The sequence below is a fragment of the Streptomyces sp. Ag109_G2-15 genome, from assembly GCF_900215565.1.
In the GTDB taxonomy this organism is placed as follows: Bacteria; Actinomycetota; Actinomycetes; order Streptomycetales; family Streptomycetaceae; genus Streptomyces; species Streptomyces diastatochromogenes.
The window spans coordinates 2,287,300-2,302,166 of sequence record NZ_OCNI01000001.1 but is presented as its reverse complement, the minus strand read 5'-3'; the positions used below and the strand labels follow the sequence as shown (position 1 = coordinate 2,302,166).

The window sequence follows — 14,867 nt, the reverse complement described above, 5'->3', positions numbered from 1 at the left end:
TCAGGCCTCGCTCTGTGCGCCGGACCGGGAGCGGGCCACGACCGTCGACGCCGTGAAGTTGACCGCCAGGGTGAGCAGGAACAGCGCCAGGCCCGCCGCCATCAGGGCCGACATGCCGAAGGTGGAGGCGTCGCCGTAGTGCAGGGCGATCAGGGAGGAGACGGAGTTCGCGCCGGTCTGCAGGATGTGCGGCTGGATGGTGAAGACGGGCGAGATGATCAGGTAGACGGCGATGGTCTCGCCGAGCGCCCGCCCGAGCCCCAGCATGGTGCCGCCGATGATCCCGCCCTTGCCGTACGGCAGCACGACCGAGCGGATCATTCCCCAGCGGGTCGCGCCGAGGGCGTAGGCGCCCTCCCGTTCGCCGGCCGGGGCCTGGGCGAACACCTCGCGCATCACCGAGCACTGGATCGGCGCCACCATCAGGGCGACGACGAGCCCGGCGATGAAGGTCGAGGCGGTGTAGACGCTCTCGGAGGCCAGCGGCTCGCCCGGCTGGGTGCCGTCCACCTTGAAGAGCGGGAACCACCCGAACCAGTCGGACAGCCAGCGCGACAGCCCGATCACATGTCCCTGCAGGAAGAACAGCCCCCACAGCCCGTACACCACCGACGGGACGGCCGCCATCAGGTCGACCATGGTCACGAGCGTGCGCCGCAGGGGGCGCGGTGCCACGTCGGAGATGAACAGGGCGGTGCCCACGGCCAGCGGCACGGAGAGGGCCACGGCGACGAGGGCGATGAGCAGCGTCCCGGTGAGGACGGCGGCGATGCCGAACCTGTGGACGTCCGGCTGCCACTCGGCGGTCGTGAGGAAGGCGAACCCTCTGACCTTCAGCGCCTGTCCGGCCCGTAGCAGCAGAAACAGGCCAACGCCCGCCATGATGGCCAGGACGGCGACGCCGGTGGCCGTCAACTGATACCGGAAGATCCGGTCCCCGAGTCTCCGTGCGGCGAACGCCCTTCGGGGCAACGGCCGTTCAGGTTTCTCCGGCTCTTCGGATCTGCTGGGCTCCGCTCTGCCGGACCCCTCTACCGCGGACACCACGTGTGGCCCTCCATGCGACATGAAGCGACATGTACGGGAACGGCGTCCCCGCGCTGGGAGAGTCAATGGCTGGATGCTGTCGCTTCCGGGCGCCGTAGACGGACCGCAGATGAATGGTTCATGTCATCTCGGTGGGGGAGCTGTGTGTGTAGTGGCCAAGCTCCGGTTGGTTCACTCCGGCTGCGCGGGCGCGGTGCGGCGGGACCACACGGAGCGACCCCGCTGAGGGACCTCACCGTGGCCGTCCATGGTCGCGCAGCGGTCCGACCTCGTAACCCCGGTGCTCGCAGGTGTCGAGGATGCGCGGCAGGGCGCCGAGGGCGGAGCGCCAGGCGCCGGAGGCCGAGGTGCAGTCGGAGTCGTGGAGCAGCACGGTGCCGCCGCCGTGCAGGTCCCGCGCGACCGTGCGGTGCACGCTGTCGGGCGTGGCCCGGGCGGTCCAGTCCTCGCCCCAGCAGGTCCACAGCACGGGTGTGAGACCGAGCCGACGGGCGGCCAGGTGGGCGGCGGTCGACATGACCCCGTACGGGGGCCGGAACAGTGTGGGAGCCCGGCCGGTGAGCTCACCGACCGTGTCCCGGGCGCGGGCCAGGTCGTCGAGGGTGGCCCGGGGGCCGCGCAGGAGCAGCGGGCGATGCAGCCAGCCGTGAACGGCAACCTCATGCCCCTGCGCGGCGATCTCGCGCACCAGGCCGGGGCTCCGACGCGCCTGAGAGCCGAGCAGGAAGAACGTCGCCCGCACCCCGCGATCGGCCAACGCATCCAGGAACAGGGGTGTGGAGTGCGGATCGGGCCCGTCGTCGAAGGTGAGCGCGACATGCCCGGCACGGCCCCGTCCGGACAGCCGGGGCATGACCCGGTTGCGCAGCGGCCCGAAGGTGGAGACGACGGGGACGGCGTGAGCGGCGGCCAGGGCAGGCAGAACGGCGCAGGCGGCCGCGCGTACCAGGCGGGCGGTGGTCACGAGTGGTGGGCCTGGGGACGGTGGCCGGTCGGTTCGTGTGGGTGGGCTCCGTCGTCCAGGTCCAGTTCGTGGCCGATCGCGTGCATCAGACCGGGGGCGTCGGCGGTGGTGGCCACCGCGGTGCCGACGGCCCCCGCCCAGACGGTGCAGGCCACGGCGGCGGTGGTGGCGAGCCGTCGTAGGACCTGGTGGGGACGGCGCCGTATGGCGGGTACGGCAGCGGGGCGGACGCCCGCTCGGCAGACCCGGGTGATCTCGGCGGCCGGGCCGTGCTCCGCGTCGGCGAACAGGGCGAGTCCGGCCTCGCGTTGCAGCAGCCCGCGTGTGCCGTCAATCAACTCCTCCAGCACCGGCCTGAGTTGTGCGGGGTCGCGGATCCAGGCGGCGACGCCTGCCTCCTCCAGCGCGCCGGCGTTGGTCAGCCCGTGGCCGGGTATGCAGCGGTAACTCGCGACCGGCAGGCCCGCGGCGAACGCCTCCAGGGAGGTCAGGCCGCCCGCGTTCTGCACGAGGACGTCGGCCGCGTGCATCAGGCCGGGCATGTCGTCCACCCAGCCGAAGGCGTGCGCGATGCCGTCGGCCCGCAGCCGCCCGGCCAGCGCCTCGTTGCGGCCGCAGGCGACGACCGGCACGGTCGCGCCGCAGTCCCGCAGCTCCAGCGCCACCTGCCGGACGGGCCCGACTCCCCATGACCCGGCGACCAGCAGGGCCAGCGGGGCGTCGGCCGGCAGCCCGAATCGGGCGCGGGCGGCGGCGCGCTCCGGCATGCCGGCGGGGCGGAACCGCGGATCGGTCACCGGCCCGCTCACCCGGACGTCCCGCGCTCCGGCGTCCCGGGCCTGGGCGGCGGGCACCGCGTGCGCGGCGAGGTGGACGTCGACACCGTCGGCCACCCACAGCGGGTGCACGGAGAAGTCGGTGAGGTAGGTGAGGACGGGGACGCTCAGCCGGCCGGAGAGCCGCAGGGCACCCAGGACGCGGCTGGCGCCTGGGTAGGTGGAGACGATCGCCTTGGTGCCCGGCGGCAGGGTCCGCAGCATGCGGTCCTCGGCGCTGCGCAGGAGCGCCCGGGCCAGTGGGCCGCCGCCCCCGGCGCGCTCGGTGCTCCGGTAGATGCGCTGGTAGGCCCAGGGCGCCTGAAGGAGCATGCGATGGTAGCCCTCCCGGATGAGCCGGCCGATCCGGGCCGGTACGAGGTCCAGCAGGTCGAACCGGTCCACGGTGAGCCCGTCCGCCGTGAGCCGGCGGGCCAGTTCGGCGGCCGCCCCGTCGTGGCCGGCACCGATGCTGGCGGAGACGATCGTGACGCGCTCGGCCGGCGCCGCGCGCACCGGCGCCGGTTCGTCGCGCAGGGTGGCGGACGCGAGTGCCCGCAGGTGGGCCGTACTTCCCAGGTAGGGCATGGGCGTGTTCTTCCGCAGGAGGAAAACAGCAGGAATGGGCGTTCCGCGGTGGAGCGCGGAGCGAGGCGGCGAAACTCTACAACATGTAGTAGATGAAGTCGTACAAGATGTAGTAGCCCGGCGGGTAGGCTGGGGCGCCGAGCGTGAAGGACGGTGAAGGGTGCGCGACCCGAGGAGCGAAGCGGCCGGCGAGGCCTCCGGCAGGAGGGCGCGCGGCGAACTGGAGAGCGGCGTCCTGGCCGCCCTGTGGGGCGCCGACCGGCCGCTCACCGCACGCCAGGTCCTGGAACGGCTGCCCGGGGACCTGGCCTACACGACCGTACTGACGATCCTGTCGCGCCTGTACGACAAGGGCGTGCTGGTCCGGCACCGCGCCGGCCGTGGCTACGCCTACGCGCCGGTCCGGGACGAGGCCTCCGACACCGCCGCACGGATGCGCACCCTGCTGGAGCGCGGCTCGGACCGGGAGGCCGTTCTCACCCGGTTCGTCTCCGAACTCTCCCAGGAAGACGAGCAGTTGCTGCACCGGCTGCTGGCCGGGCATGACCCGGACCGCCCCGGCGAAGCGCGGTGAGCCGGTGACGTTCAGCGTCTACGTGCCCCTGCTCGTCACGGTCGTCCTCGCGGTGCTCGCCCCCCGCGCCGCCCGCCGGCTGCCGCCGCGTGCCGCCGCCCGTTCCCTGGCGTGTGCCGCGCTGGTGACGGCCGCCGGCTGGCTCGGCTCGCTGGCTCTGCTCGCCTTCGCCGGCCTCGCGCAGCTCCCCGAGGTCGCCCAGGAGGGCCACTGGTCGGTGTCCGCGCTGCGCGCCGAGGACCCGGTCTCGCTCGCCGTCGCCGCCGTCAGCGCCCTGGCCGTGGCCGCGAGCGCCGCATCTCTCGGGGTGGCCGCCGCACGGCAGGCCCGCCATCTCCTGTGGGCCCGGCAGGAGTGCGCCCGCGTGCCCGGCGACACCGAACTGGCCGTGCTCGACGACGACGTCCCGCAGGCGTTCGCACTGCCCGGCGCACCCGGCCGGATCGTGGTGTCCCGCGGGATGCTGCGCTGCCTCGGCGACGAGGAGCGCGAGGCGCTGCTCGCGCACGAACGGGCCCATCTGCGCCGCAGGCACCACCACTTCCAGGCCCTGTGGCGGCTCACGGCTGCCGTCAACCCGCTGCTGCGGCCGCTGGCCGGCGCGGGCGGCTTCGTGCTGGAGCGCTGGGCCGACGAGGAGGCGGCGGCCCACGTCGGGGACCGTACCGTGGTCGCGCGCGCCGTCGGGCGGGCCGCCCTGGCCTCCTCCGCCGCCTCGCGTCCCGCCGCGCTGGCCGCGACCGGAGGGGCGGTGCCGCAGCGGGTACGGGCCCTGCTGGCCCCGCCTCCCCCGCGCCGCAGCCTGCCGCTCGTAGCAGGTGCCCTCCTGCTCACCGTGTGCTGCGCCAGCCTCGCCAGTGCCGCCTCCGACAGTGAGGAGATGGTGGAGAAGGCGCAGCGGGCGCAGTGTGCGGCACTCGCCGAGGCCGAGGGCGCGCCGAGGGTCGTACACCTTCCGCACTGCTGCCATCACCCGTTTCCTGGACACGGCGAGCCGCGCCGCCAGTAGTTCCGTAGTACCGCGGTACCACCCGGCCCGGCCCCGTTCAGCCCCCGGTACCACGGAATCGGGGCGATTCGGACTTTAGCGTTGCGGGTGAGGCGTCAGACGCGACGGACGCCCGAGTCCGAAAGAGAGCGACGCGCATGATCGACGCACGGCAACTGACCAAGAGATACGGGGAGAAGACGGCCGTCGACGGGCTGGACTTCGTCGTGAAGCCAGGCACCGTGACCGGCTTCCTGGGTCCCAACGGCGCGGGGAAGTCCACCACCATGCGGATGATCGTCGGGCTCGACGCCCCGACGAGCGGCACCGTCACCGTCAACGGCCACCACTACGCCCGCCACCAGGCCCCGCTGCAGGAGGTCGGGGCGCTCCTGGAGGCGAAGTCCGTCCACCCGGGCCGCACGGCCCACCAGCACCTCAGGGCGCTCGCCCTGACCCACGGCATCCCGCGCCGCCGGGTCGACGAGGTCATCGAGCTGGCCGGTCTCGGCAGCGTGGCGGGCAAGCGGGCCGGTGCCTTCTCGCTCGGCATGGGCCAGCGGCTCGGCATCGCGGCGGCCATGCTCGGCGATCCGCAGACGGTGATGCTGGACGAGCCGGTCAACGGTCTGGACCCGGAGGGCGTGCGCTGGATCCGCACCCTGCTGACCTCGCTCGCGGCGGAGGGCCGGACGGTGTTCGTCTCCTCCCACCTGATGACCGAGGTGGCGCTGGTCGCGGACCACCTGATCGTGGTGGGCCGGGGCCGGCTGCTGGCCGACACCACCGTGAGCGACCTGGTCCGCGCGGCGGGCGGCGACACGGTGAAGGTGGCGACCGAGGACCCGGCCCGGCTGCGGGACGTGCTGGCCGGGCCGGGCGTCGACATCACCGGCCGCGCCGGCTCCGAGGAACTCCAGGTCACCGGCCTGACCACCCGTGAGATCGGGCGAAAGGCCGCCGAGCACGGAATCCCGCTGTTCGAACTGACCGCGCGGACCGTCTCCCTGGAGGAGGCGTTCATGGACCTGACCCGGGACGCCGTGGAGTACCACGGCTCCACGACCGGCACCGAGACACCCGAGACCGCCGGGAGGACCGCGTGAGCACCCTCACCGCCACCGCCGAAACACCCCGCACCGCGCCCACCCGCCCCGCCTACCGCGTGACCGGACGGCGCGTGCTGTCCTCCGAGTGGGCCAAACTCTGGTCGCTGCGCTCGACCTGGATCACCCTGGGCCTCGGCCTGCTCTTCCTCGTCGTCTTCGGGCTCATCGCCGCGGCCCGCTACCGGTCCATGGTCGGCACCCCCCGCATGGCCCCGGACTTCGCCCGCGCCACGGCCGTCAGCCTGTCCCTCTTCGGCACCAACTTCGCCCAGCTGGCCCTGGGCGTGCTCGGCGTGCTGGTCACGGCGGGGGAGTACTCCACCGGCCTGATCCGCTCGACGCTCGCGGCCGTACCGCGCCGGCTGCCCGTCCTGTGGTCCAAGGCGGCCGTGTTCGGGCTGGTCGCGCTGGTGGTCGGCACCCTCGGCGCGTTCGTCGCCTTCCTGTTCGGCAGCGGCATCGTCTCCGGCACACCCGCCGCGATGGGCCTGACCCACGCAGGGGTCGTACGCAGCCTGCTGGGTGCCGGTCTCTACCTCGGCCTGGTCGGCGTCATCGGCACCGCCCTCGGCGCGCTGCTGCGGTCGGTGGCCGGCGGCATCTCGGTGCTGGTCGCCGGCCTGATGCTCATCCCCGGGCTGACCGCGCTCCTGCCCAGCTCCTGGCAGGACGACATCAGCCCCTACCTGCCGAGCCACGCCGGCCAGGCGCTGTTCGCCCTGACCCAGGACTCCACCACCCTCTCGCCACCGGCCGGCCTCCTGGTCCTCCTCGGCTGGACGGCACTCGCGCTGGCGGGGGCGGCGTACCGGCTGGTGCGCTCCGACGCCTGAGCGTGGACGCGAGGGACACAGCCGCGATGGGCACAGCCGCCAGGGACACAGCGACGTCCGACCGGGTGCCGCGCGGCGCAGCGACGTACGACCCCGTGCACCATGGGCTGGTGACCGCCGTGACCGCCTACGACATCAGCGGAATGGGGCCGCTGGTCGCCCGGCTCGGCCGGGTCGGCCAGCGGCTCCGGCAGGCCGACCGGGCCCGGCCGTGGGTGCTGGACACCACGGTCGTGGTGCTGGTCTTCCTGCTGTTCTGCCTGCCCGACCTGCTGCACGTCGTCGCCGGGGACGGCGACGGCCCGCGCCATGTCCGGCTCGCCTTCACCCGGCCGCCCGTGGCGGCCATGCTCGCCCTGCAGGCCGGTCTGGTGCTGCCGCTGCTGTGGCGAAGGCGCCGGCCGCCGGCCGCCTTCGGTGCGATCTGGGCCGTCTTCGTCCTGCAGTGGTCCCTCGATGTGGCGCTGCGCGCGGACGTGGCCCTCTTCATAGCCCTGTACAGCCTGGCCCTGCACGGGCGGCTGCGCCAGCTGCCCTGGGCCTGCGGGGCCATGGCGGCCGGGATGGCGCTGGTCGCGGTGCGGGTGTCGCGGGCCGTGTCCGTCTGGGACGCGCTGTTCTTCCTGCTCAGCACGGCGACCGCGGCCCTCGCGCTCGGCCTGGTGGTCCGCATCCGCCGGGCCCAGCTCGCCGGGCTGCGGGACCGGGCGGCCCGCCTGGAGATCGAGCGCGACCAGCGCAGCAGGCTGGCCGTCGCCACCGAACGGGCCCGGGTGGCCCGCGAGATGCACGACATCGTCGGCCACAACCTGTCCGTCATCATCACGCTCGCCGACGCCGGCGCCTACGCGACCGACACCGCCCCGGAACGCGGCAAGGAGGCCCTGCACCTCATCGGCGACACCGGCCGCCAGGCGCTCGGCGAACTCCGGCGCGTCCTCGGCATCCTGCGCGAGGCGGCCGACGGCCCGCCGGGCGCGCCCGAACTCAGCCCGCAGCCCGGCATCGCGGACATCGACGCGCTGTGCGAGGGTGTGCGCGCCGCGGGCCTGGACGTCGTCTACCGCTCCGCCGGAGAGGTCGACGCCCTGGACGACGGGGTGCAGCTGACGGTCTACCGGATCGTCCAGGAAGCCCTGACCAACACCCTGAAGCACGCGGGCGCCGGCACCCGGGCCCACCTGTCGATCGCCGTCGAGGACGCCCGGCTGACCATCCGGGTCCAGGACACCGGCCCGGCCGCCCGGCCCGGACCGCCGAACGAGGAAGGACACGGCCTGGTGGGCATGCGGGAACGAGCGGCACTCTACGGCGGAACCGTCAGCGCGGGCCCGGTCGCGGGCGGCGGATGGCGCGTGGCGGTCACCCTGGACCTGGATCTGGACCGGGCGGGCGGTGCCGCGTGACCACCGTACTGATCGTCGACGACCAGCCCCTCCAGCGCTACGGCTTCCGCCTCCTGCTGGAGTCCGTTCCCGAGACGGAGGTGGTCGGCGAGGCCGCGCACGGCGCCGAGGCCGTTCGCAGGGCCGCCGAACTGCGCCCCGACGTCGTGCTGATGGACGTACGGATGCCCGGCATGGACGGCATCGAGGCCACCCGCCGTATCGCCGAGTCCGGCGGCCGCTCCCGGGTCCTCGTCCTGACCACCTTCGACCTGGACGAGTACGTCCACGCGGCCCTGCGCGCCGGAGCCAGCGGCTTCCTCCTCAAGGACGCGCGCCCCGAGGAACTCCTGGCCGGCATCCGCGCGGTCGCCCTCGGCGACGCCGTGATCGCGCCCGCGCTCACCCGCCGCCTCCTGGACGAGTTCGCCCAGCTCCTGCCGCGGCCCGCCGGCGACCCGGACGAGGACGCGCGCCTGAACTCCCTCACCGACCGCGAACGAGAGATCCTCGTCGCGATCGGCCAGGGCTGGACCAACGGCGAGATCGCCGCCCGCTTCGTCCTGTCCGAGTCCACCGTCAAGACCCATGTGGGCCGCGTCCTCGCCAAGATCGGCGCCCGGGACCGCGTACAGGCGGTGATCTTCGCGTACGACCGCGGGCTCGCCCGGCCGAACAGCGGCGCTCAGTAGCGCAGGGCCGAGCCGACCACCGCGTGGACCTCGCCGGCCAGCTTGCGGTTGCTGGTGGCCGTGGCCTCGCCGGAGGCGCCGGCGGCCACGTCCTTGACGGTCACCACGGTCACGTCCTGCAGGTTGCCGCTCTTGTCCGTGAAGTTGACCTGGACGGCGAAGGACTTGGCGGAGTCGGCGGTGTTCTTGGCGGTCACCTTGACCGTGGCCGTGCCCGCGCTGTCGGGGGTGGGGACGCCGAGCGTCACGTCGTCCTTGGCCTTCACCCCGTTCTTGATCCCCTCGAGTTTCTGCTTGGCCTCCGCCGACGCCGAGGCCAGCGCCTCCGAAGCCTTGGAGGCGAGGGAGGCGGCGGCGGAGGAGGCCGCCGAAGCCGCCTTGCTGGCGCCGCCGGACGGGCTCCCCGAGTCGGAACACCCGGCCCCCGCGACCGCGACGACCGCCGCCAGGACCGTGCCCACCGCACCTCGTGTCCAGTGCCCTGCCATACCGCGCCTCCCATGTCTCACGAAACGACTCACGAAACGGACTCTCCTTCTCAGTGAAGGGGCCACCGCGGCGGCCTGCACGCCGGGTGGGAGAGCCCGGGCCTCGCGGGCACCCGAACGGCCCCGTCCCGACGCCGCCGCGGCTCCGCGCATGCGTGGCCTGCGGCCCGGTGCTGCAATGGCTGGAGGGAGGGCGCCGACGGGCTGCCAGGCCCACGAGCGCGACATCCCCGGCTGACACGGGAGGTACGTGCCGTGACCCGGTCGGATCCGTCCGCCGCCCCCGCTGCCGGTACGCAGCCGGAAGAGGCCGACCGGCTGCGGGAGCTGCTCAGTGCTCCCGCGTACCGCAGGACACTCCTGTTCTCGGCGATCATCGGTGTCCCGGTCTCGCTGGCCGCCTTCTGGTTCCTGGCCGGACTGCACGCGCTGGAACACCTGCTGTGGGCCGCGCTGCCGGCCGGTCTGGGCTGGGACGTTCCCCCGTGGTGGTGGCCACTGCCGCTGCTGGCGCTCGCCGGTCTCGTCGTCGGCCTCGTCGTCAGGCATCTGCCGGGAGCCGGCGGCCACGTCCCCGCCGGGGGTCTGCACGCCGCGGGCATGGCACCGGCCGCCCTGCCCGGGGTGATCCTCGCGGCCGCGGCCAGTCTTCCGCTCGGTGCCACGCTCGGCCCCGAGGCCCCGCTGATCGCGCTCGGGGGCGGCCTCGCGCTGTGGTTCAGGGACCTGGCCCGCGCCCCGGTGACACCGCGGAACACGGCCCTCCTCGGCGCGGCCGGTGCCGCGGCGGCGCTGTCCGCGATCTTCGGCAATCCGCTGGTCGGCGCGGTGATCCTCATCGAGGTGGCCGGAGTGGGCGGCCCGCAGCTGTTCGCGGTCATGCTGCCCGCGCTCCTGTCGAGCGGGATCGGGTCGCTGGTGTTCACCGGTTTCGGCCACTGGACCGGCCTGCCGACGGGAAGCCTGTCGCTCAAGCTGGGCGTTCCGTTCCCCCGCCTGGACGCGGGAGACGTGCTCTGGTCGGTGGTGATGGCCGTCGGCATCGCCGTCGCCCTCCACGTGATCCTGTCCACCGGGCGCCTGGCCGCGGTGTTCGTCGTGCGGCGACCGGTCGTCCACACGGTGCTCTGCGCCCTTGCCGCCGGGGTGTGCGCCGCGGTGTACACACTGGCCGTGGACCGGTCGCCGGCGGACGTGGCCTCGTCCGGCGAGGCCGTCATGGCACAGCTGGCCGCGGATCCCCACGCCTGGGGTGTGGGTGCTCTGGTCGCCGTGCTGCTGTGCAAGGGAGCGGCGTACGCCCTGTGTCTCGGCAGTCTGCGCGGTGGCCCCGTCTTCCCGTCACTGTTCCTCGGTGCCGCGACGGGGGTGCTGCTCGCCCCGCTGCCCGGCCTGGGTGTCGTACCCGGGATGGCGGCGGGCATGGCGGCCGCGGCGGCGGCCGCGCTGCGGCTCCCGGTCAGCAGTGTGGTGCTGATCGTCCTGGTGCTGGGCAGCGCCGCCATGATCCCCGTGGTCATCCTCGCCGCCGTGGTCGGCTTCGTGACGGTCGAGCTGCTGCCGCCCGGCCGCGCCGTGCCGCCGGTGGGCAAGCCGGCCGGCCCACCGGCCGCCCGGCCAGCCGCCACCTGGGACGACAGCCCTGAACGCCGGACGAGGCCCTGACAGCCTTCAAGAAGGAGTTCCCGATGACTTCGCGCCCCCGGCCCGCGCCCTCGTGTCCCTCGGCACCGTCCGCCATGTCCGAAGCGGCCTTCCGCGACCTGTACCGCCGACTGCGGGACCAGGCCCCGGAGGGCGGGGAGCACCGGCGCGGCGCGCTGGACCGGCTCACACCGGAGCGGGTGGTGGCGGCCGCCGCCGGGGTCCGGAGCGGACGTACGGTGTCGCTGGCCGCCCCCATCGAGACCACGGCGGGTCCGGACGATCCCGAGCCCGCGACGCACCGGATGATCGCACCGGCGCCAGGGGAGGCCGAGGCCCCTGGACTCCACTTCGCCCGCGACCGGTTCGCCATGAACGTGCACGGGGACGCCGACAGCCACCTCGACGCACTGTGCCACGTGATCTTCGACGGCGAACTGTACGGCGGCGTCCCGGCGAGCAGCGTGACGCCCGACGGCGCCGACGCCCTCACGGTGGACCTGGTGCGGGACGGCATCGTCGGCCGCGGCGTGCTCCTGGACATCCCGCGCCTGCGCGGCGTGCCGTGGCTCGAACCCGGCGACACCGTGAGCGCCGAGGACCTCGCGGCCGCCGAGGCCGCCCAGGAGGTCACGACCGGCCCGGGCGACCTGCTGTTCGTGCGCGTCGGACACCGCCGCAGGCGCCGCAGCCTCGGCGCCTGGGACGCGGCACAGGGTCGCGCGGGCCTGCACCCGGAAGCCATGCCCTTCCTGGCCGAGCGGCGGGTGGCCGCCCTGGGGTCGGACGGCAACAACGACACGGCCCCCAGCCCGGTGGCGGAGGTCCCGTTTCCCGTCCACGTCCTGGCCGTGCACGCCATGGGGTTGCACCTCATGGACTACCTGGACTTCGAGGAACTGGTGCCCGTGTGCGAACAGCTGGGCCGCTGGCACTTCCTGTGCGTGATCGCCCCGCTCCGGCTGCCGGCGGCCACCGGTTCTCCGGTGAACCCGATCGCCGTCCTGTGACCGTGCCGGGGCACGGCAGTTCCAGGTGCCGCATCGCCGGGGGGCGTATACGTTCGAAGAGGGGCAAGAGCCGAGGCAGGTCCCGGCAACGCCCGGACCGCGGAAGCAAGGACGGTGGTCGCCATGGGCGGCTTCCCCCATTACGACCTCATCATCGTCGGCTCCGGCGCGGGCGGGGGCACGCTCGCCCACCGGCTCGCTCCGTCGGGGAAACGGGTGCTCATCCTCGAACGCGGTGACTACCTGCCGCGCGAACGCGACAACTGGGACTCGACGGCCGTGTTCGTCAAGGGCAAGTACCGGGCCCCGGAGTTCTGGCTGGACAAACACGGCAACGAGTTCCCGCCCGAGGTCAACTACTACGTCGGCGGCAACACCAAGTTCTACGGCGCGGCCCTGTTCCGGCTGCGGCCCGAGGACTTCGGAGAACTGCGCCACCACGGCGGCGTCTCTCCCGCCTGGCCGATCCGCTACGAGGACCTGGAGCCGTACTACACCCAGGCGGAGCACCTCTACCTGGTGCACGGCCGGCACGGCGAGGACCCGTGGGAGGGTCCGTGCAGCGGCCAGTACGCCTTCCCGCCGGTCGAACACGAGCCGCGCATCCAGCAGTTGAGCGACGACCTGGAGAAACGGGGACTGCACCCCTTCCACCTGCCCATCGGGGTCAACCTCACCCAGGACGCCAACGGGCGGGCGACGCACGCCAGCGCCTGCATCCGGTGCAACCGGGTCGACGGTTTCCCGTGTCTCGTCCGGGCCAAGTCCGACGCCCAGGTGATCTGCGTGGAACCGGCGCTGGAGCACCCGAACGTCGAGATGGTCACCAACGCCCGGGTGACGCGGCTCGAGACCGATCCGACCGGGCGCAGCGTCACAGCGGTCGTCGTCCAGCTGCCGGGCGAGGAGGAGGCCCGCTTCTCGGCGGACGTCGTGGCCGTGGCCTGTGGCGCCGTCAACTCCGCCGCGCTGCTGCTCGCTTCGGCGAACGACCGGCACCCGGCCGGGCTCGCGAACAGCTCGGACGTGGTCGGCCGCAACTACATGCGGCACAACAACCTTGCCCTGATGGCCATTTCGAAGGAGCCCAACGACACCCAGTTCCAGAAGACCCTCGCCCTGCACGACTGGTACCTGGGCGCGGACGACTGGGACTACCCCCTCGGTGGCATCCAGATGCTCGGGAAGTCGGACGCCGAGCAGATCCACGGTGAGGCCCCGCGCTGGGCCGGAGCGGTGACACCGGACATGCCCTTCGAGGTCATGGCCCATCACGCCGTCGACTTCTGGCTGTGCGGGGAGGACCTGCCACAGCCCGACAACCGGGTCACCCTGGACGGAGAGGGCCGGATCCATCTGGCGCTCGACGAGAGCAACAACATCGAGGGCCTCACGCGCCTCAGGCACAAGCTCCAGCACATGCTCGGCCAACTGGGCATGCACGAGCACCATCTGCTGTCCCACAGCATCTACCTGCACAAGGGCATGCCCATCGGCGCCACCGCACACCAGGCCGGCACGGTGCGTTTCGGCACCGACCCGGCGTCCTCGGCCCTGGACGTCAACTGCAAGGCCCACGACCTGGACAACCTGTACGTCGTGGACACGAGCTTCTTCCCGAGCATCGGTGCGGTCAATCCGTCCCTGACGGCCATCGCGAACGCCCTTCGCGTGGGTGATCACCTCGTGGAGCGGCTGAGCTGACCGGCGGCCGCCTGCCCGCCGCCGACCGGGCGAAGATCCTCAGTCGGTCAGCGGAAGGCGGGTCCGCCCGGGGTGCCGGTGTTCTGCCGCGGTGCTTGTGTGGCGCCTGTACCTCCGGGCCGCGGCCCGGCCGACCCGGGCCACGCAGTGGAGAAGAGAGGCATCGTGAGTTCGACCGAGGGCGCACCTCAGGGCGTGATCCCCGCACACCTGCTCAAGGGCCAGAAGGCGCTGGTCACCGGCGCGAACTCCGGGATCGGCAGGGCGACGGCCGTCGCCCTGGGCCGGGCCGGGGCCGACGTGGTCGTGAACTACGTCGCCGGCCGCGAGGAAGCCGACAAGGTGGTCGAGGAGATCACGTCCCTCGGTGTGCGGGCGGCGGCCTACGAGGCGGACGTGTCCGACGAGGACCAGGTCGTCGCCATGACGAACCGGATGGTCGAGGAGTTCGGCACGATCGACATCCTGGTCGCCAACGCCGGACTGCAGCGCGACGCCGCGTTCACCGACATGACGCTCGCCCAGTGGCAGAAGGTCCTGGACGTCAACCTCACCGGGCAGTTCCTCTGTGCCCGCGAGGCGACCAAGGAGTTCCTGCGGCGCGGTGTCGTCCCCGAGGTCTCGCGCGCGGCCGGGAAGATCATCTGCATGAGTTCGGTGCACCAGATCATCCCGTGGGCCGGGCACGTCAACTACGCCTCCTCCAAGGGCGGGGTGCAGATGATGATGGAGACGCTGGCCCAGGAACTCGCCCCGAAGAAGATCCGGGTGAACGCGATCGCCCCCGGGGCCATCAAGACGCCCATCAACCGCAGCGCCTGGGAGACACCGCAGGCCCGGGAGGATCTCCTGCGGCTGATCCCCTACGACCGCATCGGCGACCCCGAGGACATCGGCTACGCGGCCGTCGGCCTCGCCTCCGACCTCATGGACTACGTCGTGGGCGCCACTCTCTACGTGGACGGCGGGATGACCCTGTTCCCCGGCTTCGCCACCGGCGGCTGACCCACCCCACTCGCGTCGGCC

At 73.2% G+C, this 14,867-nt stretch carries 14 protein-coding genes; 10 read left to right on the top strand and 4 right to left on the bottom strand.

Annotated features, from left to right (window positions below; translation table 11 throughout):
* The 3 genes from pstC to CRP49_RS10035 form a co-directional block, all read right to left on the bottom strand.
* Entirely contained in the window at nucleotides 1-1,068 is a 1,068-nt protein-coding gene (gene pstC / locus CRP49_RS10045; RefSeq protein ID WP_097253068.1) for a phosphate ABC transporter permease subunit PstC, read from the bottom strand.
* A 211-nt stretch (nucleotides 1,069-1,279) separates the two neighbouring features.
* Complete coding sequence (locus tag CRP49_RS10040; RefSeq protein WP_097253067.1) at nucleotides 1,280-2,011, bottom strand: polysaccharide deacetylase family protein; 732 nt, start codon at nucleotides 2,009-2,011, stop codon at nucleotides 1,280-1,282.
* Nucleotides 2,008-3,414, bottom strand: coding sequence for a UDP-N-acetylglucosamine--N-acetylglucosamine transferase (locus CRP49_RS10035; RefSeq protein ID WP_097253066.1), 1,407 nt, complete (start codon nucleotides 3,412-3,414; stop codon nucleotides 2,008-2,010). Before CRP49_RS10035 ends, CRP49_RS10040 begins: the two co-directional genes overlap by 4 nt.
* Before the next feature lie 160 nt (nucleotides 3,415-3,574).
* On the opposite strand from CRP49_RS10035, the gene CRP49_RS10030 reads away from it, so the two are divergent.
* The 6 genes from CRP49_RS10030 to CRP49_RS10005 all read left to right on the top strand — a co-directional run bounded on the left by CRP49_RS10030 (nucleotide 3,575) and on the right by CRP49_RS10005 (nucleotide 8,995).
* Nucleotides 3,575-3,988 (top strand): BlaI/MecI/CopY family transcriptional regulator, encoded by a 414-nt coding sequence (locus tag CRP49_RS10030; RefSeq protein ID WP_097253065.1) that lies wholly within the window; start codon nucleotides 3,575-3,577, stop codon nucleotides 3,986-3,988.
* A complete protein-coding gene (locus CRP49_RS10025; RefSeq protein ID WP_257033352.1) occupies nucleotides 3,957-4,997 on the top strand; it encodes a M48 family metalloprotease in 1,041 nt (346 codons plus the stop codon). Before CRP49_RS10030 ends, CRP49_RS10025 begins: the two co-directional genes overlap by 32 nt.
* Before the next feature lie 137 nt (nucleotides 4,998-5,134).
* Nucleotides 5,135-6,082: an ABC transporter ATP-binding protein gene (locus tag CRP49_RS10020; RefSeq protein WP_097253064.1), complete on the top strand. Its 948-nt coding sequence runs from the start codon at nucleotides 5,135-5,137 to the stop codon at nucleotides 6,080-6,082.
* On the top strand, nucleotides 6,079-6,918 hold the full coding sequence (locus CRP49_RS10015) for a hypothetical protein (RefSeq protein ID WP_097253063.1): 840 nt from the start codon (nucleotides 6,079-6,081) through the stop codon (nucleotides 6,916-6,918). The genes CRP49_RS10020 and CRP49_RS10015 overlap by 4 nt, the downstream gene beginning before the upstream one ends.
* A gap of 143 nt (nucleotides 6,919-7,061) precedes the next feature.
* Entirely contained in the window at nucleotides 7,062-8,324 is a 1,263-nt protein-coding gene (locus tag CRP49_RS10010; RefSeq protein WP_218892992.1) for a sensor histidine kinase, read from the top strand.
* Nucleotides 8,321-8,995 (top strand): response regulator transcription factor, encoded by a 675-nt coding sequence (locus tag CRP49_RS10005; protein ID WP_097253062.1) that lies wholly within the window; start codon nucleotides 8,321-8,323, stop codon nucleotides 8,993-8,995. The genes CRP49_RS10010 and CRP49_RS10005 overlap by 4 nt, the downstream gene beginning before the upstream one ends.
* Here the strand turns inward: CRP49_RS10005 and CRP49_RS10000 are convergent.
* Nucleotides 8,989-9,483 (bottom strand): hypothetical protein, encoded by a 495-nt coding sequence (locus CRP49_RS10000; RefSeq protein ID WP_179851561.1) that lies wholly within the window; start codon nucleotides 9,481-9,483, stop codon nucleotides 8,989-8,991. The two genes, CRP49_RS10005 and CRP49_RS10000, sit on opposite strands and share 7 nt — an antisense overlap.
* 255 nt (nucleotides 9,484-9,738) lie before the next feature.
* Between CRP49_RS10000 and CRP49_RS09995 the strand changes: the two genes are divergently transcribed.
* The 4 genes from CRP49_RS09995 to CRP49_RS09980 all read left to right on the top strand — a co-directional run bounded on the left by CRP49_RS09995 (nucleotide 9,739) and on the right by CRP49_RS09980 (nucleotide 14,846).
* Nucleotides 9,739-11,148, top strand: a complete 1,410-nt coding sequence (locus CRP49_RS09995) for a chloride channel protein (RefSeq protein ID WP_097253060.1) — start codon at nucleotides 9,739-9,741, stop codon at nucleotides 11,146-11,148.
* Nucleotides 11,149-11,222: 74 nt separating this feature from the next.
* Complete coding sequence (locus CRP49_RS09990) at nucleotides 11,223-12,137, top strand: cyclase family protein (RefSeq protein WP_097257278.1); 915 nt, start codon at nucleotides 11,223-11,225, stop codon at nucleotides 12,135-12,137.
* Nucleotides 12,138-12,260: 123 nt separating this feature from the next.
* Nucleotides 12,261-13,841 (top strand): GMC family oxidoreductase, encoded by a 1,581-nt coding sequence (locus CRP49_RS09985; RefSeq protein WP_097253059.1) that lies wholly within the window; start codon nucleotides 12,261-12,263, stop codon nucleotides 13,839-13,841.
* A 165-nt stretch (nucleotides 13,842-14,006) separates the two neighbouring features.
* On the top strand, nucleotides 14,007-14,846 hold the full coding sequence (locus CRP49_RS09980) for an SDR family oxidoreductase (RefSeq protein ID WP_257033350.1): 840 nt from the start codon (nucleotides 14,007-14,009) through the stop codon (nucleotides 14,844-14,846).
* The last annotated feature ends 21 nt before the right edge of the window (nucleotides 14,847-14,867 follow it).

Excerpts from the sequence above, each read along its gene's own strand:
- CRP49_RS10000 (WP_179851561.1), bottom strand. The coding sequence starts at position 9,483 with ATGGCAGGGCACTGGACACGAGGTGCGGTGGGCACGGTCCTGGCGGCG.
- CRP49_RS09985 (WP_097253059.1), top strand. The coding sequence starts at position 12,261 with ATGGGCGGCTTCCCCCATTACGACCTCATCATCGTCGGCTCCGGCGCG.
- pstC (WP_097253068.1), bottom strand. The coding sequence starts at position 1,068 with ATGTCGCATGGAGGGCCACACGTGGTGTCCGCGGTAGAGGGGTCCGGC.
- CRP49_RS10035 (WP_097253066.1), bottom strand. The coding sequence starts at position 3,414 with ATGCCCTACCTGGGAAGTACGGCCCACCTGCGGGCACTCGCGTCCGCC.
- CRP49_RS09990 (WP_097257278.1), top strand. The coding sequence starts at position 11,223 with ATGTCCGAAGCGGCCTTCCGCGACCTGTACCGCCGACTGCGGGACCAG.
- CRP49_RS10025 (WP_257033352.1), top strand. The coding sequence starts at position 3,957 with ATGACCCGGACCGCCCCGGCGAAGCGCGGTGAGCCGGTGACGTTCAGC.
- CRP49_RS10020 (WP_097253064.1), top strand. The coding sequence starts at position 5,135 with ATGATCGACGCACGGCAACTGACCAAGAGATACGGGGAGAAGACGGCC.
- CRP49_RS10010 (WP_218892992.1), top strand. The coding sequence starts at position 7,062 with ATGGGGCCGCTGGTCGCCCGGCTCGGCCGGGTCGGCCAGCGGCTCCGG.